Source organism: Pseudomonas sp. BN414, assembly GCF_029871275.1.
Taxonomy (GTDB): Bacteria; Pseudomonadota; Gammaproteobacteria; order Pseudomonadales; family Pseudomonadaceae; genus Metapseudomonas; species Metapseudomonas resinovorans_C.
Window position 1 is genome coordinate 113,006 of record NZ_SSOL01000017.1, and the last position, 22,033, is coordinate 135,038.

The 22,033-nt window shown below is 57.1% G+C and carries 19 protein-coding genes and 1 pseudogene; 16 read left to right on the forward strand and 4 right to left on the reverse strand.

From position 1 onward, the window contains the following. The first annotated feature begins 4 nt into the window (after positions 1 to 4). From E8E95_RS00825 to E8E95_RS00845, 5 genes are all read left to right on the forward strand, one after another. Positions 5 to 730, forward strand: coding sequence for a TetR/AcrR family transcriptional regulator (locus tag E8E95_RS00825; RefSeq protein ID WP_280347396.1), 726 nt, complete (start codon positions 5 to 7; stop codon positions 728 to 730). Positions 731 to 745: 15 nt separating this feature from the next. Then, the gene (locus E8E95_RS00830; protein ID WP_280347398.1) at positions 746 to 1,531 is read left to right on the forward strand and encodes an enoyl-CoA hydratase-related protein; all 786 of its coding nucleotides are present in this window, start codon (positions 746 to 748) and stop codon (positions 1,529 to 1,531) included. A 45-nt stretch (positions 1,532 to 1,576) separates the two neighbouring features. Then, positions 1,577 to 2,551: a lipoyl synthase gene (gene lipA, locus E8E95_RS00835; protein ID WP_280347401.1), complete on the forward strand. Its 975-nt coding sequence runs from the start codon at positions 1,577 to 1,579 to the stop codon at positions 2,549 to 2,551. 171 nt (positions 2,552 to 2,722) lie between these two features. Beyond that, positions 2,723 to 3,787, forward strand: coding sequence for a YCF48-related protein (locus tag E8E95_RS00840; protein WP_280347403.1), 1,065 nt, complete (start codon positions 2,723 to 2,725; stop codon positions 3,785 to 3,787). Positions 3,788 to 3,838: 51 nt separating this feature from the next. Then, positions 3,839 to 6,370, forward strand: a complete 2,532-nt coding sequence (locus tag E8E95_RS00845; RefSeq protein ID WP_280347406.1) for an MMPL family transporter — start codon at positions 3,839 to 3,841, stop codon at positions 6,368 to 6,370. 347 nt (positions 6,371 to 6,717) lie between these two features. Here the strand turns inward: E8E95_RS00845 and E8E95_RS00850 are convergent, their stop codons facing one another. From E8E95_RS00850 to E8E95_RS00860, 3 genes are all read right to left on the reverse strand, one after another. Continuing rightward, positions 6,718 to 7,911 (reverse strand): ABC transporter substrate-binding protein, encoded by a 1,194-nt coding sequence (locus E8E95_RS00850; RefSeq protein ID WP_280347408.1) that lies wholly within the window; start codon positions 7,909 to 7,911, stop codon positions 6,718 to 6,720. 186 nt (positions 7,912 to 8,097) lie between these two features. After that, positions 8,098 to 9,465, reverse strand: a complete 1,368-nt coding sequence (locus E8E95_RS00855) for a DUF1329 domain-containing protein (protein WP_280347410.1) — start codon at positions 9,463 to 9,465, stop codon at positions 8,098 to 8,100. 24 nt (positions 9,466 to 9,489) lie between these two features. Next, entirely contained in the window at positions 9,490 to 11,112 is a 1,623-nt protein-coding gene (locus E8E95_RS00860) for a DUF1302 domain-containing protein (protein WP_280347412.1), read from the reverse strand. 702 nt (positions 11,113 to 11,814) lie between these two features. Here E8E95_RS00860 and E8E95_RS00865 point away from each other — a divergent pair. From E8E95_RS00865 to E8E95_RS00895, 7 genes are all read left to right on the forward strand, one after another. Further along, the gene (locus E8E95_RS00865) at positions 11,815 to 11,991 is read left to right on the forward strand and encodes a hypothetical protein (protein WP_280347414.1); all 177 of its coding nucleotides are present in this window, start codon (positions 11,815 to 11,817) and stop codon (positions 11,989 to 11,991) included. A gap of 29 nt (positions 11,992 to 12,020) precedes the next feature. Beyond that, positions 12,021 to 12,887: a cache domain-containing protein gene (locus tag E8E95_RS00870; protein WP_280347416.1), complete on the forward strand. Its 867-nt coding sequence runs from the start codon at positions 12,021 to 12,023 to the stop codon at positions 12,885 to 12,887. Positions 12,888 to 13,038: 151 nt separating this feature from the next. Continuing rightward, the gene (locus E8E95_RS00875) at positions 13,039 to 13,464 is read left to right on the forward strand and encodes a MarR family winged helix-turn-helix transcriptional regulator (protein WP_280347418.1); all 426 of its coding nucleotides are present in this window, start codon (positions 13,039 to 13,041) and stop codon (positions 13,462 to 13,464) included. A gap of 8 nt (positions 13,465 to 13,472) precedes the next feature. Further along, positions 13,473 to 14,525 carry an HlyD family secretion protein gene (locus E8E95_RS00880; protein WP_280347421.1) on the forward strand — a complete coding sequence of 351 codons (1,053 nt, stop codon included), beginning with the start codon at positions 13,473 to 13,475 and terminating at the stop codon, positions 14,523 to 14,525. Between the two features lie 13 nt (positions 14,526 to 14,538). Beyond that, complete coding sequence (locus E8E95_RS00885; RefSeq protein WP_280347423.1) at positions 14,539 to 16,068, forward strand: DHA2 family efflux MFS transporter permease subunit; 1,530 nt, start codon at positions 14,539 to 14,541, stop codon at positions 16,066 to 16,068. A gap of 137 nt (positions 16,069 to 16,205) precedes the next feature. Continuing rightward, positions 16,206 to 16,652: a hypothetical protein gene (locus E8E95_RS00890; RefSeq protein WP_280347425.1), complete on the forward strand. Its 447-nt coding sequence runs from the start codon at positions 16,206 to 16,208 to the stop codon at positions 16,650 to 16,652. Positions 16,653 to 16,829: 177 nt separating this feature from the next. Continuing rightward, complete coding sequence (locus tag E8E95_RS00895) at positions 16,830 to 17,483, forward strand: TetR/AcrR family transcriptional regulator (RefSeq protein WP_280347427.1); 654 nt, start codon at positions 16,830 to 16,832, stop codon at positions 17,481 to 17,483. 283 nt (positions 17,484 to 17,766) lie between these two features. On the opposite strand, the gene E8E95_RS00900 is transcribed toward E8E95_RS00895, so the two are convergent. Then, the gene (locus E8E95_RS00900) at positions 17,767 to 17,904 is read right to left on the reverse strand and encodes a hypothetical protein (RefSeq protein WP_280347428.1); all 138 of its coding nucleotides are present in this window, start codon (positions 17,902 to 17,904) and stop codon (positions 17,767 to 17,769) included. Between the two features lie 266 nt (positions 17,905 to 18,170). On the opposite strand from E8E95_RS00900, the gene E8E95_RS00905 reads away from it, so the two are divergent. The 4 genes and pseudogenes from E8E95_RS00905 to E8E95_RS00920 form a co-directional block, all read left to right on the forward strand. Beyond that, a complete protein-coding gene (locus E8E95_RS00905) occupies positions 18,171 to 19,355 on the forward strand; it encodes an SAVED domain-containing protein (RefSeq protein WP_280283424.1) in 1,185 nt (394 codons plus the stop codon). Then, a complete protein-coding gene (locus E8E95_RS00910) occupies positions 19,346 to 20,581 on the forward strand; it encodes a nucleotidyltransferase (protein WP_280283423.1) in 1,236 nt (411 codons plus the stop codon). Before E8E95_RS00905 ends, E8E95_RS00910 begins: the two co-directional genes overlap by 10 nt. Position 20,582: 1 nt before the next feature. After that, positions 20,583 to 21,224, forward strand: a complete 642-nt coding sequence (locus E8E95_RS00915; protein WP_280283422.1) for a hypothetical protein — start codon at positions 20,583 to 20,585, stop codon at positions 21,222 to 21,224. Positions 21,225 to 21,535: 311 nt separating this feature from the next. Then, a pseudogene (locus E8E95_RS00920) lies at positions 21,536 to 21,739 on the forward strand (methyl-accepting chemotaxis protein); the annotation flags it as partial. Positions 21,740 to 22,033: the final 294 nt, after the last annotated feature.

A 22,033-nucleotide genomic window follows, 5' to 3' on the forward strand; every position in this document is an offset into this window, starting at 1 on the left:
AAGCATGCCTCACGCATTAGCCCCATCGAGCACTGAGGTTGCCGCAGAATCACCGCCCCAACGGCACGACTCACGCTACAACCTGACTCGCAGCATCGCCCTTGAACTGTTCGCCGATCGCGGCTTCAGCAATGTCAGCATGCGTGACCTGGCCTTAAGGCTAGGCATCAGTCCCGGCTCCATCTACAACCATATCGAAGGTAAGGAGCAGTTGCTCTTCGAGCTGATCGAGTCGATCTATCTAGATCTCCTGGACCTGGTCGTACCGTTCCGAGTCAACCGTGATCGGCCGGAAACGGCCATGGTCCAGCTGATGCAGGCGCATCTCAAGCTGCACGAAGACAAGAGCCAGCACTTCCGACTAGCCGAGCACGAATTCCACAGCCTTAGCGAGCCACATCAGGAAGAAATCATTCTGCTTCGCCGCCAGTACGAGGAACACCTTTCCACCCTGCTGGGGTACCTGCTGAGCGCAGAAAGTGCAGCGTTGAAAAGCGCCGTCCCTCCGGTACTGGTCGCCATCCTCAACAACCTGCCGGCCTGGCTGGAGAAGAGCCCCCTGTCCTGCACCAATCGCAGCACGCTACTGATCGACATGGCACTGGGCGCCCTCTATGGCGCCCTGCAGTCAAAGGCGTCACTCACCTCGATCCCGCAAGGCAATCCGCCCCTCGACAAGAATGCCGTAGTACTGGCACTCGCGACGCCTTCCTTGAATCCCGCTACTTGAATAGGACGAATACCCATGGGAGCAGAAATCCGCAGCGTTGTACTAGAAATCGACGGATCGATTGCGCGAGTCAGCCTGAACCGGCCCGATGCGCTAAACGCCATGACCGTAGAGCTCGCTCAGGGCTTCCTGCAAGCCATGCTGGAAATCCAGGGCAATGATGATGTGCGCGTCGTCGTCATCAATGGACGCGGCCGGGCCTTCTGCGCAGGTGGCGACCTGAGCTATCTGGACGGTGCCACGCCCGAGAAAGCCCGCCGTCTGATCGATCCCCTGCACGAAGGCATCGAGGTCATGACCCGGCTACCCGTACCCGTCATCGCCGCCGTCCACGGCGTGGTCGCCGGAGCCGGCGTCAGCCTGGCCCTGGCGTCCGACTTCGTCCTTGCCGCCGAGGGCACGCGCTTCAACCTAGCCTACACCGGCATCGGGACGAGCCCAGACGCTTCGGCCTCCTGGCACCTCCCTCGACTGGTAGGCCTGAACAAGAGCCTCGAACTGCTGTTACTCAGCGAGCCCTTCGATGCCGCAGAGGCCCTGCAGCTGCGACTGATCAATCAAGTGCACCCTGTCGAGCAGTTCAGCAAGGCCTGTGAGTCCATGGTTCAGAAGCTAGCCAAGGCCCCTACCTTTGCCCTCGGACAGACCAAGCGCCTGGTTCGGGACTCGCTCCAGCAAAACCTCAAGCAACACCTGGATGCCGAGCGCGACAGCTTTTGTGCCTGCGCTCAATCCAGCGACTTCACGGCGGGCATAAACGCTTTCCTGAACAAGCAGAAGCCTTCGTTCAGCGGCCGCTAACGCGGTGCCCGAGGCACTCACTGGACGCACTTGATAGGCATGCAGATGAATACATCCGAGCTCACCAGCAAGCCGACCAAAGTGGAAACCGGCGTGAAACTTCGCGGCGCAGAGAAGGTGGCGCGCATTCCGGTGAAGATCCTTCCAACCGAGGAGCCGCCGAAGAAACCGGACTGGATCCGCGCGCGCGTATCGGCGTCTCCCGAAGTGGAGCGGATCAAGCAATTGCTGCGTAAGCACAAGCTGCACAGCGTTTGCGAAGAGGCCTCCTGCCCGAACCTGGGTGAGTGCTTCTCCGGAGGTACCGCCACCTTCATGATCATGGGTGATATTTGTACCCGTCGCTGCCCCTTCTGCGATGTCGGCCACGGCCGACCGAAACCTCTGGACCCAGACGAACCGAAAAATCTAGCCGTAGCTATTGCCGACCTGCGTTTGAAGTACGTGGTCATCACCTCAGTGGACCGCGATGACCTCCGCGACGGTGGCGCCCGGCACTTCGTCGACTGCTTGCGTGAGATCCGCGAATTGTCACCAGGTATCCAACTGGAAACCCTGGTACCGGACTATCGAGGACGCATGGACGTGGCGCTCGCCATCACCGAGCAGGAACCGCCGGATGTGTTCAACCACAACCTAGAAACCGTGCCGCGCCTGTACAAGGCAGTGCGACCAGGGTCGGATTTTGAGTGGTCGCTGGACCTGCTGCAGAACTTCAAAAAGCGCGTTCCCCACGTGCCAACGAAATCCGGGCTGATGCTTGGCCTGGGCGAGACCGACGACGAAGTGCTCGAAGTCATGCAGCGTATGCGTGAACACGAGATCGATATGCTGACCCTCGGCCAGTACCTGCAGCCGTCGCGCAATCACCTTCCGGTACAGCGTTTCGTTCATCCCGACGTCTTTTCGTGGTTCGCCGAAAAAGGTGCCGAAATGGGGTTCAAGAACGTCGCCGCGGGCCCCTTGGTGCGCTCCTCTTACCACGCCGACCAGCAGGCGCTTGGTCACCACAGTCGCTAACTGAGAGCGATCGTCGCAGCCAGAATGTCCGACGGGACAATGCCGCATCGTCTGCGCTGCGGCTTGGCGCTCTGGAAGCTCCCCTAATCTTCCGATCAGAAGCATTTACATCGCGCCGCTTTTGGTAAAGTATGTAACTTAGTTATCCATGTTAAAACAAGAAGAATCGCCATGATCTCAACCCGTTCCGCTCTCCTTGCAGCCTTGCTTGTCGCCCTCCCCGTTCACGCCTTCGCCGAATACAAGGATCCGCTCGACAGTCACGCAGCCATGTCACCAATGGCGGCCAGCACACAGCTTCTGGATGTTGCCCAGGCGGGTGAGCGGCTGGTTGCTGTTGGTTGGCGTGGCCATATCGTGTACTCGGACGACAAAGGGGTGTCCTGGCATCAGGCAAGCACCCCCGTCGATATCGATCTGACTGCACTAAGCTTTCCCACAGCGACCAAGGGCTGGGCCGTCGGGCACGGCGGCGTAATTCTGCATTCCGTGGATGCTGGTGCAACCTGGACTAAGCAACTGGATGGGCGCGACGTCGGTCCACTGATGCTTGAGTACTACGAAGGTCAGCTAAAGCGTGGCGATGAATCCGCCCAGAAGTACATCGAGGATGTCCGCCTGAATACAGAGGGTGGCCCTGAGCAACCCTGGCTGGATGTCGCGTTCAAGGACGACATGCACGGCTACGTAGTTGGAACCTTCAATCAGATCATGTACACCGCCGACGGTGGCAAGTCCTGGGTTCCCCAGATGGAGCTGGTCGACAATCCGGATGCCCTGCATCTGAATGCCATAGCCCTAGATGGTGATGATCTCTATATCGCCTCCGAGCGCGGGATTGTATTCAAGAAGCCCAAAGACAGTGATCACTTCAGCGCGCTCGCCACCGGCTACAACGGTAGTTTCTTCGGTGTAGTTGCCAGAGACCATGCGGTCCTGGCATTCGGCTTGAGAGGGTCCCTCTTCCGCAGCGGAGACCAGGGCGTTACCTGGGAGCGCGCCGCCTCGGGCATCGACACCGCCATCACCGGAGGGACCATTCTCGACGACGACCAAGTTCTAGTCGTGAGCCAAGGTGGTCAACTACTGCGCGCCAGATCGCTCGACTCTTCCTTTGAGAAGCTGAATGTCGAGCGGCCCGCGATGTTCACCGGCATCGCTCAGGCACAAAAGAATGAGGTCGTGATCGTGGGTACGGCCGGCGCCAATTTGCAGTCGCTCAGCCACGTCCCCTGATCCACCGAGCATTTCCCGCTATTTGTCCAATTACAAGAATGAGGTATCCCCGTGGCCATAGATGCTCACAAAACCGCGCTACCAGTAATTCGAGACCCGAAAGACTTCGACAAGAATTCGGGTGATCGTTTGGAGCGCCTGGTTTTCAACAATCGGATCTGGGTTCTGATCATTTGCGCCCTCATCACGATCTTCTTTGGCTACCGTGCGACCCAGCTGACAGTCAATGCAAGCTTCGACGACATGATTCCGCAGAATCATCCCTTCATCAAAAACTACTTTGAGAACAAGGACTCACTGAAGGGCCTCGGCAACTCCATCCGTGTAGTCGTGGAAACCAAAGACGGCGATATCTTCGATCCCGAGTACCTGGAGGTGGTCAAACGTATCAATGACAAGATCTTCCTCACACCGGGGGTTGATCGCGCATTGATGCGCTCGGTCTGGACACCGATTGTGCGCTGGACCGAAATCACCGAAGAGGGATTCAAGGGCGGACCGGTGATGCCGTTCGACTATGACGGTAGCGCTGCATCCATCGACAAGTTCAAGCTCAATGCGATTCGAGCCAATCTTCGCGGCAGCTTGATCGGCTCGGACTATAAGTCGAGCATGATCATGGTTCCATTGCTGGACAAGATTCCCGAAACAGATGAAGTCCTCGACTACAAAGCACTGTCGGATACCTTGGAGCGTGACATTCGCCACCCCATCGAGCATCCCGAAGCCGGCGGGGACGCAAAGCTCAAAGGTAACTACAAGGTTCACATCATTGGCTTTGCGAAGCTCACCGGCGACCTCATCAGCGGCCTCACACAAGTCTTTGTGTTCTTCGGCTTTTCGGCCCTCATCGCGTCCGCGATCATCTTCCTTTACACCCGCGATGCACGCAGTACTGCGCTGCTGGTACTGACCTCGATCTGCGGAGTGGTATGGCTGCTGGGACTCATGCAGCTGCTCGGCTACGACCTGAACCCCTACTCCATCCTCGTACCGTTCTTGGTGTTCGCAATCGGCATTTCCCATGGCGCCCAGAAGATGAATGGGGTAATGCAGGACATCGGCAGGGGCACCCACAAGTATGTCGCGGCCCGTTACACCTTCCGCCGGTTGTTCATGGCGGGGCTGACAGCCCTGCTGGCCAACGTCGTCGGCTTTGCCGTCCTTATGATCATCGATATTCCCGTGATCCGCACCCTGGCGCTGACCACCAGCCTGGGTGTGTTGATCCTGATCTTCACCAAACTATTCTTTATCCCGGTCGCGCTTTCCTACATGGGAGTGAGCCCCAAAGCGGCCATGCGCAGCATCATGGCTGCGGAGAAAGCCCACCAGAAGCGCGTGAACCTCTGGTCGCTGCTCGTCCGCTGCACTGAGCGCCGCGTTGCCCTCCCCCTGGTGGTAGTGTCAATTGCGGTAGGCGTCTCGGCATGCGCCGTTAGCTTGAAGTACCTCAAGATGGGTGACCTGGACAAAGGCGCCCCCGAACTGCGCGCCGACTCTCGGTACAACCAGGACAGTGCCTACATCAACGAGCACTTTGGACTTTCCGGCGACCAGTTTGCGGTGATCGTCAAATCCAACACACCGGATGGGGTATCGAGCTTCCAATCACTGGTCGAGCAGGACCGCTTGGCGTGGCTACTCAAGCAGCAACCTGAAGTGCTGGCTACCAGTTCCTTGCCGGATAGCATTCGACAAACTGCCTTTGGGCAATTCGAAGGCAATCCCAAGTGGCGCACCATCCCGCGTAACTCCAGCGCCGTAAGCCAGGCGGTTGCTCAAGCCATTGTCGATAGCCCCGGGGCAATCAATGGCAATGGTACGGTGACGCCCATGATCGCCTACCTGAAGGACCACAAAGCCGATACGTTGACGGCGGTGAGCCGCACGGTTGAAACCTTTGCGGCCACCCACAACAGTCCGAACACCCAGTTTCTCCTGGCAGCGGGCTCGGCAGGTATCGAAGCTGCCACCAATATCGTCGTTAAGGAGGCGAACTACCGGATCCTGGGGATGCTATACGCGGCGGTGATCCTGCTTTGCTTCATTACGTTCAGAAGCTGGCGTGCCGTAGTTGTGGCCATGGTCCCCTTGCTGATCACTTCCTTCCTCTGTGAAGCGCTGATGGTGTTTCTCGGGATCGGGATCAAGGTGGCAACCCTACCTGTGATCGCCCTGGGTGTCGGTGTGGGCGTCGACTACGCCCTTTACCTGCTTAGCGTGCAGATTCGCGCTCAGCGTCTCGGCGCGACATTGGCAGAATCTTACGAGCTCGCCCTCGGCTTCACCGGCAAGGTGGTCGCCCTCATCGGCATCACGATGGCTGCAGGCGTGGTCACCTGGGCCTGGTCGCCCATCAAGTTCCAAGCTGACATGGGCATCCTGCTGACCTTCATGTTCCTCTGGAACATGCTCGGTGCGTTGGTACTCATTCCCGCCCTATCGCACTTCCTGCTCAAGGACCGGAAGGTAGCGGCTAAGGACGTTAATTTCGACCAGGTGTCCCCGCATCCGACAGTGGAGCATCATTGCTCCAGCGGTAATCAGAAACGCTGTGAGGCCAATCCACAGCCCAACTGAAGAGCCCACTAAAAAGGGCAGGCGTAGCATTGCTACCCTGCCCTTTTTTTCGTCCACGTACGTTGGCTTGAGCGTTCCCTTTCTTGTCATCAGATCGACCAGCTAACTCCCAAAATGGAAACGCGGGTCGTCAGGGCAAACGCATCTCGGTCGAGCAAGAGCCGCCAGATGGGCGGCGAAGTCATGCTCACGACCTGACTTTGAGGTATGCGTGGAGGCCATAAGCCATCGACTATGCCGTCTAATGCATATGGCCATCCGCGCTTTAGGAACTTCGAAGGGGACTTACGATGCTGCAGACGCCGGCTGAGTCCGGTCCTTCCGCAGCGATCCAACGCTTCAGTCGCTTAGCGCGTGCCCAGTGATCGCTCTAAACGTACTTCAGCTTCGGTAGGCGCTGCGACCTCGCTTTCCATCCAGTAGAGCTCCTCGAAATAATCCTGTTTCAGCTCGTCGCGCATTACGTCGGCCCGCTTTCGAACCTTCACCACAAACATGGACTGAATATTCTGGTGATCCAAGGCGCGCCAAACCTGTTCGTCCTTGAGCAGTTGGTAGCGATGCCCTTCCAGTGCCTGGATGACCGGAACAGCGCTGGTGGTGTTGGCGCGGGATACTGCATCGGCCCATTGCATGACTGCACTGTAGGTTGAGGCAACGACACTGGACGGGTAATCGCCGTATTGCTTCACGAAAGCATCGACAAAGGCCTTGCCTTGCTCGTTCTGCTCCCTTTCTGGCGAACGCCAGGTCCAGGGCGTGCTCCCGATCACCCCTTCCATTACGGTGGGACCAGCTTGCAGCACAGCCTCATCACTCAGATTGGGGACGACGACTGCCATGCGTTCCTTGAGTCGCAACCTTTCCACCATACGCATGGCATCGGTAAGGGCTTCGCCGTAAAGCATCAAGACGAGAATCTGCGCATCGCTTTCAGCGGCAAGCTTCAATGCTGCGCGATAGTGCGCAGGACTGGAAACCTCCCCAGACCGGGACGCCGACACCAGAGAGTCCACCCCACCACTTCTGATGACATCGTCACCAGTGATGATGAAGTAACGCTGATTAGGCATTTGAGTACCGAGGTACTCCATCAATACGTTGTTGGCCATGCGTGCGCTTGGCCCCTCACGGAACAGGTACGAGTGTCCGTAGCGCGAAGTCACCTCGTTGCCGTAAGCGAGTGGTACGAAGTATGGAACTCCACGCTCTTCGGCCCGTTGTCCTACTGCAATTGCTTCTTCGCTGGTTGCACTGCCCACAATCATAACTGCGCCCTGGTCCAGGAACGCGTCCACATTGGCGACAGCTTTTTTCGCCTTACCGGCACTATCCAGGCTGCGCAGCTCGAGGGGCCGTCCCAGTAATCCGCCTGTTGCATTGATTTTGTCCGCAGCCATCAGGGCACCGCGCATTTGCGACAACCCCAACCACTTTTGAGCCCCAGACTTCGGGTAGGAGAGTCCTATCACTATTGGCTCAGCAGCCTGGCTGACAGGGGCCAAGGCGGTTAGCAGCATCAACATCCAAAGCTTCTTCATGGTTGTCCTTGAAAGTCCGTCCCTTTTCCCAGCGATGGAATGCCTTTGGATACAGCAGCCCGCCGTAGAGCAGATAAAAAAACACCGGCTCGAAAGCCGGTGCAAAAACGGTAGCCATGAAAAGGGAGCAATTGATGAAGCGGGAACCTGGCGTGGCTGCTTCCTGCGGTCACGCCAGGCGATGGATCAGCGAACGCCCCGGCCAGCCATGGCTTCAGGCGTGAATACGTTGGGCGGCAGTTTATCGATGGGTTTGAAGAAGGCCTTCGGATCACCCTGGCTGGACACCGCGGTGTAGCCGCCGCGAGCCAAGTCATAACCGACGATCGACGAGGCCCAGTCAACCCCACCCACACCGGAGATGTAGTTGGCGCCGAAATTCGCCAGCAGCACGCGGAAGATTTTGCCCGACTGATCGAAACCTTCACTCGCCAGAATGCTCCAGCTGTCCTCATCTACGTAGTAGTTACGCTTGGAGGCAGCGTGGCGCATACCGTTTTTCAGCGTCGCCTCAACGACCCAAACGCGATGGAGTTCCCAGCGGGTTACATCAGGATTGACATGTTTCTTGCCAATCAGGGTATCGATCGGCGCGGTCACCTGCTTGTACGAGTTGTAGGGTACGTACATTTCTTTCTTGCCGAGCACTTTGAAATCGAAGCGATCCATACGCCCCGAGAACATGTTCGACTCGTCGAAGTACAGCACCCCCCCCAGCGGAGTGATGGGTGTGTCATAGGAAAACTCGGGGGCAAGGCGCACACGACGCTGACCAGTCGAGTAGCTCCAGCTGCGCTGGTCTTTCTCGTCATAGCGCAGCGGGTACCACAACAGGATCTTGTTGCCGGAATCGCGCGCTGGCGAGAGCGTGGTGGTAGCGCTGTAGAAGTAATAGTCCTTGTTCCCAGACCAGTAGGGGTAGCTGGTGTAAACCGAGTACTGCTGAGGGTTCGCCAGGTTGCCCGCGGCATCTACCACCAGGTTAGTACCGCGCCCTTCGAACCCGCCGAACGCACGCTCCCTTACGGAGTGGTTCCACATGACCTCGTACCCATCCTTCGGGATCGGGAACGGGAATCCTCCCAGGCAGCTTTCCGACAGGCCAACACCGTTGGCGGTCGTCTTGCATTCGGGGTTGGTCGCATTCTTTACCGTTGCAGCGGCTCGCTCCGCAGGCATCTGTGGGTACGTCCGGTGAGTCGGGTACACATTGATGCGATAGCTATCCGGCCAGCGACGAATGAGCTCCTGGGCGCCAGGAGTCAGCTTATCGGCGTATTGCGCCACGTTCTTCGCATCGATCGTGAAGAGCGGCTTTTCATCCGGGAACGGGTCCACCCAGCGGCCAGTACCGTTCTGGTAGTTTGCCGGCGGCTTTGTCATTCCACCGGCGTATTCAGGGATGGTGCCATCGGCATTACCGCCTTTCTCGGCGCCCCAGGCAGTCAGGCTCGTGCCGAGCTTGGCAACTTCCTCCGACGACACGGTGGCGTGGCTTGCCCCGACGGTCATCACGGACAGTATCGCAAGGGAAAGTGCAGCTTTGGTTTTCATAACGAACACTACCTCTAGTTATTGTTAGAAGCTGGTCTTGACCGTCAGGCCAACACGACCGCGGTCAGTGGTCTGCCAAGAACCGTTACCAAAGTAGGATGCCCCATTTCGAGAGATGTGGGCTGTGGAGTCCGCATAGGTCAGAGAGACCGTCCATTGGTTGCGGATGTTGAATTCCGTACCGATCGAATAGGTCGCAGCGCCTTGGTTGGTGCCGCCGAAGTCAGCCGTGTTTCCCTTCAGGCCGGCCTGGTAAGTGACCGGAATGGTCATGTCTACACCGGGAATGATCTGCGACCACTGCGGGGCAAAACGCAGACCCAGGCCAATTGCGTCATCCGTAGCGCAACCAGCCCATTTGCCGAGCGGGCAATTCCGAGTGTCCTCACCGTTGAACAGATTCTCGTTCTTGGTGACATCAATCAGATGGTCGTAGGTCAATTCGGCGGACAGCGTACCCGCGTCCCAGATGGCGTTTTGGGTCAAGCCGTAGATGGTGTTGAGGACAACGTGGTAGGTATCGCCACGGGCGCCTTCATTCGCAGTGGCGAAGCCGACGGTGTTGAGGCCCGCGTTCTTGCGATAGGCAAACTCGGCACCGACGGCGAACACACCGATGGTAGCGTCCACACTCAGGCCGTAGAGCTTGGTCTTCTCGGGGAATACGGCGCGATACTGGAGCGGATTGGTAGGATTACGCAGCAGCCAGAGACCGTTCTTTTCATCGAATTCACGGTAGTAGAGACCTACCGTGGTGGCGTTCCAGTCCACGAAGTTGTACTTCGCGTTGACACCCCAGTTGCCGCGCTTGTCGTCCGGTTCCAGCGCATCACCGCGAATGAACGGCAAGCCAGCGCCAGTGCGATCCGGACCATCGAGAGTAAAGTCCGAGGGGCCGAGGAAAGTACCGCCCTCAGGCGAACGAACGTGCTCCCAATCCAGGAAATACTGGGCAGCCACAGAAAGATTGTCGTTGACCTGCATCGTGGCAGAAATCTGGTTCAAGGGCAGGAAAAGCTCACGCACCTCGGTACCAGGCGTCGCTGCACCTTTACGACCATCAACTGGGGACTGGCTGTAAGCGATACCCGACTGAGTAAAGATCGAGTTCCCCCAGAACACGACGTGCTGACCGGCTTTGACAGACAGCGGCATCTCGGCGATGTCGAAGTTGCCGTACACGAAGGCATCAAGAATCTCGCCGGACGGCCCACGGTAGAAACGCTTGGTAGTCGTCGAATACTTGTTGTTGAAGTACGAGGACGGAACATTCTTGAGGGCGGGGTTTTGCTCCACATCCGTGTCGTTGTATGCCTGATCCACCCATCCCGATGCGGACACACGGAAGCCGTGAGTGTTGCGCCAGCCAACCTCCAACTCACTGAGGACGTCTAGGCGGTTGGAGGTAATGTCGCCCCGATCGAACTTGTAATCACCGTCGTCGAAAGCAGGGTTTCCACCGATGCGATGGTCACGACCTTCTACCCGGGTCTGCAGGTTGTAGCGGAAGGTGTTGTCCCAACGAACAGACCAGTCAGGGCTACCGGTGTCGATCTCGATCGCGAAGGCCGGACTGATTACCGTCATTGAGGCGCAGATTGCAGCAATGCTTATGGCGAGCTTGTGTTGGCGTGCGGTCATTTTCATGTCGTCTCGTTCTTGTTCTACAAACATGGGCGTCGCTACCTAGGTAACTACGTTAACATAGTTACATCAGGAAATCGCATCTGTAAAACGTTTTCTGCTTGCACCCTTCGTCCGCTTCGACGGCACCCCACCCCTCTCCATTCGCTTCCCTGGTTCCGTCGTCTCGAACCATAGGCAGTCACGGCACCATGCTGGCGCCGCAAATCTATACCAGTGGTGCCACGGCTAAATGCCCTTGCTACACAATGGAGGAAGGCCATAAGATAGATAACTACGTTATCTTCGTCACCCTACCTCCAGCCATCTTCTGCGGTAGAGGCACCGCCACCAGCGGTGAGATGAAGCTCATTTTCGGAGGACTGCAGCAGGCTTGCTGCTTCCTCACACGTGCATGCGCGCCTGGCCAATCAGCCAGGAGCAACTGCTTGGCTCGCCCCTCTCCACGACAAGGGGGGCGATGCCAACCTGCAACCACACGGCCCCGTAACGGGATTGAAACCACCACGACAACGCCATACTGGCTAGCGCTCGTTCAGCGGTTGCTCCCAGCCGGGTTCATTTATCCGACACAAGATAAGTGGCTATTGCAGAGCCCGAAAGGACAACCTAATCTACATAGGTAACTAGGTTACATCAGCTACCCTTGATGCTGCCCGATTCGAGGCAGCGCAGTAAAACAAGAAAAAAAACGAGGGCCTCCTCATGCGCAAACAAATGCTGCTGTTCACCTGCCTGTTCTACCAACTGGTCGGCTGTTCAGAATTGCCAGCACCAACCGTCGCAGACAGGCACGTAGCCTTGCAGGATTACTGCCCCCATCAAACCGATGCGGCCTGTGCGCCCCCGATGCACATATCCCTGGGCGATATTTTTCGCTGATTCCGCCTACAGCCAGCCAAAGGATTTCCATGTTCAAACATAGCGCGCTCAGCTTTGCCTGCCTTCTAGCTATGACCGGCCCTGTTTTCGGCGCAGGTGCCGTCGAGCTGGTTAGCGGTTACGAGGTGGAGGCAAATCAAGCGCGTGAACTGCTTGCCAAGGCAGTCAGTGCATACAGGAAACAAGGCGATACCGTACTTGCTCAGCTCAGTCGGCAAGGCGCTTACACGACACCAAGCACTTATGTGTACGTCGTCAGCACGCAAGGAGTGATGCTGGCGAGTGGTGGGCCTTCGGCAATCTACATCGGGCGAGATATTCGCCCCATGCTCGACGATGAGTTAAGAACCGCGCTCAATGACGCCCTCTCCAGCGCTGAAGACGATGTCACTCATAGCCGTGAGTACCACTGGATGAACTGGCGCGATGGCAAGCACGAACGAAAGCGCGTGTACTTCCAGCGCGTGGGGGACAAAGTATTTGCCGCCGGCTACTACATGCCCCGCTCCTCCCCTCAGGAAGCGCGCCGTTTGCTCGATGATGCCGTTGACGCGCTGAGGCACGACACGCATGCGACCCTGGAGAAGATCAATCGCCTGGATGCCTTCTACAATCGCGACGATCTGTATGTGTTTGTCATTGACGAGAAGAGCCATACGTTTGTCGCCCATGGCGCGGATCACCGGCTCGTCGGCGATGACGTCAGTTCCTTGCGGGGAGCGAATGGCGAACTGATCGGCCCCCGTCTCCTCTCCGCCGTGCAAGGGCGGGAGGAAGGCGAAACCAGTTATGAATGGCGGAACCCTGTCACGGGCGCCAAAGAGCTGAAACACACGCTGATGAGGCGCGAGGGCAACTTCATCGTTGCTGTCGGCTATTACAAAGGACGGCCATGACGTCCGAGTACCCTGGCCCCGCAAACTTCAGGTAGCCACCTGACCACGTCCAAGACATTCCTTTACGAACTTTCCTAACACCGGGAACACGATCGGTGAGGCAAAATCACATGCAGATAGTAAGCAATACTTATTATGAGGATACCTTGCCATGAGTTCCGATATGGCCAGCCTGGGGTTTCTGGTCGCAGATGTTGCCAAATTGATGCGGCGCTCCTTCGAAAGCCACTTGCGAGATAAAAGCTTAACCCTTAGCCAAGCAAGAACCCTGGTCTATCTGTCGAAGAACCAAGGCTGTCGCCAGGTAGATCTTGCAGACATGCTCGAGATAAAGCCGATCACTCTGGCCAGGCTGGTCGACCAACTGGAACAGGCTGGTCTGGTCGAGCGGCGCCGGGATCCTTGTGATAGGCGAGCCCATCTTCTGTTTCTGCGACAGCAATCTGGCGCAGAGCTATCCACGATCGCTCATGTTGCCGAACAGACTCGTATCGATGCGCTACGCAACCTCTCTGAGGACGAAGCACAGGCGCTGATCTCTGCCTTACAACGCGTGCGTACCAATCTTTCCTCTTGAGGCAGACGATGAACAGCGAATCAATTTCCGCGATCAGATCAAAACGGATCCGGCGCCTCGTGCTGATGGTGTTAGCTCCATGCTGCGTCATAGCAATCTCCATCGGCATCTACCTCCACGGCGGTCGCTATGTGGAGACTGACAATGCCTACGTGAAAGCGGACAAAGTGCCTCTAAGTTCGGATGTTTCGGGCACCGTTCTCGAAGTGTCGGCCAGGGAAAATCAGGAAGTACAGGCCGGGCAGCTGCTGTTCCGGATAGACCCGGCGAGCTTTCGTATCGCCGCGGCCAAGGCTGAGGCCAAGTTGGCCCAAACTCGTACCGACATTGCCTCACTCAAGGCCAGCTATCACGAGAAGAAGGCTGAGCTGGCGCTGACGCGAACCCGTGTTGAGTTTTCTGCCCGGGATTGGCAGCGCCAGGAGAACCTCGCATCAAAGGGCTTCCTCTCAGCCGCCAAGCTTGATGAAGCTCGACAGCTCAAGCAGATCGCAGAACAGGAGCAGCTTGCCAAGGAACATGATCTGACCCGCATCGCGGAGTCACTGGGCGGCGATGTGAACATGCCGATCGAGGAACATCCGAGTTACCTCGCCGCACTTGCCGAGCTCGAGCAAGCACGTCTGGACCTAGCCCGAGTGGAAGTACGCGCCCCTCTCCCAGGTCGCGTCAGCAATCTGCCAAAGCCTGGGCAGTATGCGTCAGCGGGCTCCACCGCGATGACCTTAGTGGTTGATGGCAATCTCTGGATCGAGGCGAACTTTCCCGAGAAAGACCTCACGCATGTGCAGCCGGGGCAGAGAGTTGAGGTGCGTTTTGACATCTATCCGAGTAAATCCTGGAACGGCGTCGTCGAGAGCCTCAGTCCGGCGACAGGTTCTGAGTTCTCGGTCCTGCCAGCCCAGAACGCGACAGGTAACTGGGTCAAAGTGAGCCAAAGGATTCCAGTTCGGATCCGCCTTGAAGCTCAGGCGGAGGCTCCGCCACTGAGAGCAGGACTGAGTGCGATCGTAGAGGTCGACACGAATCATCGTCGTAGCTTGTCCAATTTGCTGCTGTAGCGGGAGATGCGCGATGGACTCCCCTCTTCCCCAACAGAATGACTCTCGCCGCGGAGTGATCACCTTATCGGTGATGCTAGCAACCATCATGCAGGCGCTGGACACAACCATTGCCAACGTCGCACTCCCTCACGTGCAGGGAACCATGGGAACCACCCAGGAGCAGATCAACTGGGTGCTGACCTCATATGTGATTGCAGCCGCGATTTTCACGCCGCTCACCGGGTTTCTCGCATCAAGATTTGGGCGCAAGCGCATCTTCATCTGGTCGATCATCGGCTTCACCCTGACGTCCATGCTTTGCGGTGCCGCGCAAACCTTGGAGCAGATCGTCCTCTTTCGAGTCCTGCAGGGCATCTTCGGAGCCAGCCTGGTGCCCTTATCCCAATCACTCCTGCTGGATACCTATCCTAGAGAAAAACACGGTTCAGCCATGGCCATGTGGGGAGTCGGCGTGATGGTAGGCCCTATCCTCGGACCGACGCTGGGCGGCTGGCTGACGGAGTACTACTCCTGGCGTTGGGTCTTCTACATCAATCTCCCTTTTGGCGTTCTAGCCTGGCTGGGAATGGCGACCTCCGTGAAGGAAACCATCATGGATACCTCGAGGAAGTTCGATCTGCTGGGCTTCTCGCTGCTGGCGCTCGCTATTGGCGCGTTTCAGTTGATGCTGGACCGCGGTGAATCGCTGGACTGGTTTGCCAGTCGTGAAATCTTGATGGAGGCCTTTCTGGCCGGGCTGTGTCTCTATCTTTTCATCGTCCACACCTGGACGCACCAAGATCCTTTCATCAACCCGAAGCTGTTCAAGGATAGGAATTTTTGCGTCGGGCTCTTCTTCATTTTTCTGGTAGGTATTGTCCTGCTTGCCACCATGGCGCTATTACCACCCTTCATGCAAAACCTAATGGGGTACCCCGTTCTCGACGTCGGTTACGTACTTGCGCCCCGAGGACTGGGCACCATGCTGGCGATGCTGCTGGTGGGACGACTCATCGCCAGAGTAGATCCAAGACTGCTGCTCGTCGCTGGCTTGCTACTGACTGGCCTCTCATTGTGGGACATGACGCTTTTTACGACCGAGACATCTACCTCTGAGCTCATCCGTTCGGGCGTAATACAGGGCTTTGGTCTCGGCTTGATCTTCACCCCACTGACGACAATTAGCTTTTCCACCCTTGCCCCGGCTTTCCGGAATGACGGGACGGCGCTATATAGTTTGCTGCGCAATGTGGGCAGCGGCATCGGTATATCGATCGTTATTACCTACCTGGGTCACCGAACCCAAATCAACCATGAGGTCTTCTCAAGCTATCTGACGCCCTTCAGTCAGCCGCTTCAGCAGGCCGTTCAGGCTGGCGCTTACAACCTCAATACACCTGCAGGACTGATGACGCTGGATCGAGACGTAACGCGCCAAGCGTCAACGCTGGCCTATTTGCAGGACTTCCGTTTGATGATGTTCATCACCCTAGCAGCAATTCCTATGACCCTGTTTCTGCGCGCAGGCCGAAGAAGCAAGCCCGAGCTGGTTATGGATTGAGTAGTCCAGTGATCGGGGCGCAGACAAGATCAGGAATTGGGCGTTTACTTGAGAATGAGTCATCGAGTTGCTGCAGCCAGCATCCCGATGACCATGCCAGTTCTCCACCCGCAAGCCTCGTGCACGGGAGGCAAGCCATGAAGCACAAACTGTATGCTCCCTTAATCACAGTTCTCACATGCCTCGCCAGTTGCACCTCCATCGACGATAGCCAAGTAGTCAATGTGCGATTGACCGCCAGCCCTCAGAATGCCGGGCAAATTGGCCAAGCCACGCTGGCTGCTGCAGGCGAAGACACCTCCATGTCGATTTTTATCAGCGGCGTTCCTAGCGAAACGACGCGGCCAGTCCACATCTACACATACATCTACACGGGCACCTGCGAGAGGCATCCAGACACCGCTCCTGCCTATTCGATGAATGATCGTGTGCTGGTTGAAAAAGACGACGGTAAGCGGGGCTGGACCCTCTCACGCAGAGCCGACGTGGACCTTGATACGCTTCGTTCAGGCCAGTACTCAATTGTCCTGCGAACGGGACCAGCAGACGGAAATCGAGAGATTTTCTGCGGGGAGATTGGCTAGCATCACGTCCCTGAAACCGAGACCATCATCCGCTAGGGCTTTGTCTCCAGTAACCGTGTTCTCATGGCGAATGAGTGGCCATGAAGTTTGCTAGTATCGGCCACTCGATGGTGCAGAGCGTTCGGTATGTCATGAGCATCGAACTAGGTTGCAATGAAACGAAGCCCTACAGAGACGATGAGTAAAATCGAAAAGCGAGTGGGCCGACCAGCCAAACTGACCGCAGAGCAGATCGTCGATGCAGCCATCGCGATCATTGACGACGAGGGGGCTGAGCAACTTTCGTTACGCGCAGTCGCGCAACGCCTGAGCGTGACGCCGATGGCACTGTACAAACACGTCGGTAACCGTGAGGAGCTCGAACTTCTGATTGCCGGCCGACTCAGCGCTACGCATCGAGCAGCGTGGGAGGAGAAACCGCCATCCGACTGGCGTGAAACCATCCATCGTAGTGCGACCTTCTACGAAGACCTATTTCACGAACATCCGGAACTTGCCCGTTTTCCGTCGCTGTTGACACGAGCCGACTGGAATTTCATCGGCGTCGAGCGACTGCTCTCTGGTCTCAAGCAGCGCGGGCTAGATGAATCCGATGCGATTCGCGTTACTTACCTTGCGCATCTGATCTACCGCGGCGCTCTCGCCGACATGAACGAGCGCCGGGACGGCGCCAACGCTAGCGATGTCCCAGGCCACTCGCCAGATAAACTCGAATATCCGACTTTCGCCCGTGCCACTGAAGCTGCCCGCAACATGGATTTTTCAGTTGTTGCGGCCGTGGACTTTCTCGCCGATCTGATCGAGTTGCTGATCGTCAATCGGCGCCCCTGATGTCTTCTTCCACTCCAGCTGCGAATCGGTAAACCCCCGGCCTTGAAGCCTCCACTGCCACGCCGCAACTGCGGACGCGCCAGCCGACCTGATCGAATCACTGTCCACCACCGCGGCTCCTGACATCTCCTCCATCCTGCAAAGGGTGTTGACGGTAACGATTTTCGCTAATTAGTATACGCGTATACAAATAAATCGAGGAAACCGCCATGCCCGAAAACCCATTCAATCCGGCCCCGTTTGACACAGAGAACGCCACGCTGTCGCGATCATCTGCTGCAGATCATGGCCAACGCGGACGAGTCTCTTCCATTAAGAAGCTGCTGTTATTGGCAGCGATAGCAACTGCCAGCCGTAGTTTTTCAACAAACACTGAAACTTTTTCACTGAATGTTGAAACGAATGCACCGAGACGGTGCATAGCCGCTGCCTGGGGAGGCAGCGGCGACAGCCATCCAAGGCTGGCTTTCGCTGTTAGGTCGAGACCATTGGCCCCGAAGGAATAGAGGGCAGCAAAGAGTAAACAACAGGGCCGGCGAGCATTGCTCGCTGGCCTTTTTTACTGGCGGGACAGTTCCGCCTTGGGGGAAAAGCAGCCGTCACCTTCCCGTGTAACTTACAACCTCAGTTTGATTCCGTCTGGCCATCACAAGCCAGGATCATCGATGTACCAGGGGGTACGCCGAATTGGACGAACAAGGAAAGACCAAGCCCGCAAATGGGCGGTACGACACCAACGACGAAACGAAACGAATCGTCTGGACTCAGGCTGCCGGTCACTGCGAGCTATGCGGCACCGATCTCACATTCGACTACCGCGCAGGCAAGCCAATGAAGTGGGGCGAGGTAGCCCACATCCTACCGGCCAGCCCCCAAGGTCCGCGGGGGCGTAAGGACCATGACGAAGCAAAGGCGCAGGGGCTCACCAACGACAGCGCCAACCTCATGCTCCTCTGCCCAAGCTGTCACAAGAAGATTGATCGTGACGCGGATGGCTACCCGGAAAATGACTTGAGTGGCCTGCATCAAGCCTACCTCGAACGTATCCGCCTCGCTGCGACAACGCCCGATGGCGGCCGGGCAGTACCCGTAATCGTGCAGAGCCAGCATTTCGCAACGAGCAATGACATTTCCGTTCGCGATCTGCTGACTGCAATGTCTTCCGAGGGACTAACGGCCTTCGACCATCCCATCAAGATCACGTTCTCGCCTCCCGGACCTCGTGGCAGGGATACGTTCTATTGGCAGAAAATCAAGGACGACATCCAGCACGACTTGGAACAGCAACTGAAACGCCGAGGGGGCGCCTATGGCGACGCGCCTGCGCTGGCCTTGGTGGGTGTGGCTGACATTCCAGCGCTGATGCTATTGGGACAGGCCATAGGCGACCGCTCTAAACGCCTGCTCTTTTCCTTCAATCGCGAGCATCGCCTGCGCTGGCCCGATCAAGCTGCTGAGCCGCCAGCGTTTCTGTTCACTTCCCCACCAGATGACGATGCGCCGCTAGCGCTGGTGCTGTCCATCTCAGCCCAGATCCCGCATCGCGATGTGTACGAAGCCCTACCTGGCGCCCGCATCGCCGAGCTGACCATTCCGGAGCCCAGTTACACGATGGTCCAGAACCGGCGGGTGATTCATGCGTTCCGCGATGCGCTCCAGATACATCTCAGCCAACTCGAGGCTCAGACCCCGAAAACGATCCATGTTTTTGCGGCGATTCCGGCCGCCCTTGCTATCGAGTTTGGCGCCCTGCTCACCACGCAACATCAGCATCCGTACCTGATCCTTGATCGGGATAGAGATAGCCAGAACCAGTTCAAGCCAACACTGCATTTGGGCCCGCATGCCCAGGAGGCCCAGCAATGCTCATGAGCAACGAACAGACCAAGCGCGGTAGTGTGGAGAACATGGCTGCCGACCGCTACGAGAAGACGCTCAAACTGGCCGTGGAAGCTCTGGAGCTCCCGGAAAGTGCCTATGAAAAGGCGATCAGCCGCTACCAAGACCTGGGGGCATGGTTCGGCCGCCCCGAGTCCTCGATAGATGCTAACGATCCGCATGTTTTCGCCCAAGGGTCCTTTGCCTTAGGCACTGCCATCCGGCCGCTGCTCGATGGTGAAAGCTATGACCTCGATCTGGCTTGCAAACTGCGTACAGGAGTGACCAAAGCGACTCACAGTCAGTACAACCTGAAGCAGATGGTGGGGAAAGAGCTCGAGAGCTACCGCGAGGCTCGCCGTATCTCCTGCCCTCTTGAGGAAAAGCACCGTTGCTGGCGGCTTGAGTACCAGGACGGCTTGAGCTTCCACATGGATGTCGTGCCCTGCATTCCCACTGATCTCGGCTACAGGCAGCAGCTAACTGCTGCACTGGAGAGCCGGGGGCTAGATAAAGCCCTGGCCAGCACGGTAGCAGACGACTCGGTGAACATCACCGACGACCGCGCGCCGAACTACAGAGTCAGAGATCTGAGCTGGCAGGTTAGCAACCCCGAGGGCTACATCGAGTGGTTCAAGTCACGCCAGCTGGGAGAGGGTTTGATGGGCTTGGTTGAAGCTCGCGCCCAGGTTGAAGATGTGCCTCTGTACCGCAGGAAAACGCACCTGCAACGCTGCATCCAGTTACTCAAGCGACATCGAGATCTGATGTTCAAGGCAAATTCCGAGTCCAAGCCGATCTCGATTATCATCACGACGCTTGCTGCGCGCGGCTATACGGGCAGTCCGGCCCTAGCCGGGGCAATGGACCAGGTGCTTCAGAGCCTTATCGACTTCCGCGCATCAAACTCCAATGAAGTCCTGAACCCTGCCAACCCAAGTGAGAATTTCGCCGATCGCTGGTTCACACCCGAAGGACAGTGCCTCCATCTCAAGGAAAATTTCCACCTCTGGGTACGCCAAGCAGCCATCGACATCCCCCGACTAGGCGATCTCGTAAACAGCACCGAGCTGTCTGAGCAGCTCGAAGACAAGTTGGGTGTCCGATTCTCCGCTACAACGCTGGAGAGCAAAGTTGGCCTGCAGAATGCCGCCAGCATCATCCAGGCGCCACATGTGCACATCCCCCAAGATGCGCCTCGCCCGTGGGGTCGCGACTAAGATGTCTCGGCTGGACGATCTTGAGGCCTTCCTTCACAGCCAACCTGGGATGGCTCTTAAGCCATCTCAGGATGGCTGTGTCCATATCAAGGGCCGACTGAGATTTTCTGCCTCATACGAGGGGTCCCCTACGGTAGTCGACAGTTTTCAGCTGCATATCAAAATCTCGCAGCAGATCAAAGATCAACTGCCAGAGGTGTATGAGATTGGAGGAAGAATACCCAGCGACGGCAACCACCATATCAATCCAAACGGCACCATTTGCCTTGGAGCCCCCATTCGACTCCACATGATTCTCGGCAAAAGCTTCACGCTCGCCAAGTTCATAGATCGATGTGTCATTCCATTTCTCTATGCAATATCGCTTGCCGAGAAGGGACACGAGAGATTCAAGCTTGGCGAACTTGCACATGGGGCCATGGGGTTGGTGGAGGACTACATCAAACTATTCAGCTGCTCGTCTAGGACTGAGGTGCAACGCTACCTCCAGACTCTGATTCAAAAGAAACGATTAGCAAACAAGAAGCGCTGCCCCTGCAACTGCGGCAGAAAGTTAGTGAAATGCCGAACTCACAACACAATGGTAGCGCTCCGAGTTGCTGTTCCTAAGAGGTTATTGAAGGACACACTTGCAGAAATTTAGGCCGGTACCCTCTAGAGATATGGGCCACCAACCACGGAGTCTGAACTTTCCAGGGGGGCAGCAGCATCATCCAGCAACTAGTGGCTGTAACGACGGGGCAACCTGCCGCACCCCGCACGCGCTAGGTGACCACCACCCTGAAGGCCTACGCCCTGCTCGCCACCGGCGCCGAAAAGTTCGCGGTACACGATAGCTTACGACTCCAAGACTGACTGTTCTCCGACTCTACAAATTGGGCATCATTGAGATGCCTGCTGGGCAAATGGAAGCGTCGGTGATGACATATTTCCGAGCAATGGCAAAGCGCGGAGCAAATTGGCCACCTTGCGAACGACGTGAAGTCATCCACTGATGTAATCAGGGACCTTCACCAAAGCAGTGAACGCATTGGCGGAGTCTTGGACGTCATCAAGATGGTGGCCGAGCAGACCAATCTTTTGGCACTCAACGCGGCTATCGAGGCGGCTCGCGCCGGTGAGCAGGGACGCGGCTTCGCAGTAGTGGCTGACGAAGTCAGCCACCTTTGATATCCGAGCGGAGTGGCAGTGCTCGCAGGACAAAGATCAGGAGGGAGCGCTCTTCGCGAGTTCGCGACGGGACCAGCAGACAAAGCAGTCGCAGTTCGCGCCGGGGGGTTAGGTGTGGATAAGTCATGGGCGCACGCCCTATTCATCGGCGTAGTCCCTGGCACAGAATGGGGTCTTGCTCCAGTCCAGGTCTTTACGGATGCAATGAAAGCTGATGACGAGCGGCGGCCGATCGATACGTAGCAGGGGCCACATACGGGTCTAAGCTGAGTGTATTCCCTT

Bases quoted from the DNA above. Each gene is read 5' to 3' on its own strand.
- E8E95_RS00825 (WP_280347396.1), top strand. From the start codon at position 5: ATGCCTCACGCATTAGCCCCATCGAGCACTGAGGTTGCCGCAGAATCA.
- E8E95_RS00830 (WP_280347398.1), top strand. From the start codon at position 746: ATGGGAGCAGAAATCCGCAGCGTTGTACTAGAAATCGACGGATCGATT.
- lipA (WP_280347401.1), top strand. From the start codon at position 1,577: ATGAATACATCCGAGCTCACCAGCAAGCCGACCAAAGTGGAAACCGGC.
- E8E95_RS00840 (WP_280347403.1), top strand. From the start codon at position 2,723: ATGATCTCAACCCGTTCCGCTCTCCTTGCAGCCTTGCTTGTCGCCCTC.
- E8E95_RS00850 (WP_280347408.1), bottom strand. From the start codon at position 7,911: ATGAAGAAGCTTTGGATGTTGATGCTGCTAACCGCCTTGGCCCCTGTC.
- E8E95_RS00855 (WP_280347410.1), bottom strand. From the start codon at position 9,465: ATGAAAACCAAAGCTGCACTTTCCCTTGCGATACTGTCCGTGATGACC.
- E8E95_RS00860 (WP_280347412.1), bottom strand. From the start codon at position 11,112: ATGAAAATGACCGCACGCCAACACAAGCTCGCCATAAGCATTGCTGCA.
- E8E95_RS00865 (WP_280347414.1), top strand. From the start codon at position 11,815: ATGCGCAAACAAATGCTGCTGTTCACCTGCCTGTTCTACCAACTGGTC.
- E8E95_RS00870 (WP_280347416.1), top strand. From the start codon at position 12,021: ATGTTCAAACATAGCGCGCTCAGCTTTGCCTGCCTTCTAGCTATGACC.
- E8E95_RS00875 (WP_280347418.1), top strand. From the start codon at position 13,039: ATGAGTTCCGATATGGCCAGCCTGGGGTTTCTGGTCGCAGATGTTGCC.
- E8E95_RS00880 (WP_280347421.1), top strand. From the start codon at position 13,473: ATGAACAGCGAATCAATTTCCGCGATCAGATCAAAACGGATCCGGCGC.
- E8E95_RS00885 (WP_280347423.1), top strand. From the start codon at position 14,539: ATGGACTCCCCTCTTCCCCAACAGAATGACTCTCGCCGCGGAGTGATC.
- E8E95_RS00890 (WP_280347425.1), top strand. From the start codon at position 16,206: ATGAAGCACAAACTGTATGCTCCCTTAATCACAGTTCTCACATGCCTC.
- E8E95_RS00895 (WP_280347427.1), top strand. From the start codon at position 16,830: ATGAGTAAAATCGAAAAGCGAGTGGGCCGACCAGCCAAACTGACCGCA.
- E8E95_RS00900 (WP_280347428.1), bottom strand. From the start codon at position 17,904: ATGCACCGTCTCGGTGCATTCGTTTCAACATTCAGTGAAAAAGTTTCA.
- E8E95_RS00910 (WP_280283423.1), top strand. From the start codon at position 19,346: ATGCTCATGAGCAACGAACAGACCAAGCGCGGTAGTGTGGAGAACATG.
- E8E95_RS00915 (WP_280283422.1), top strand. From the start codon at position 20,583: ATGTCTCGGCTGGACGATCTTGAGGCCTTCCTTCACAGCCAACCTGGG.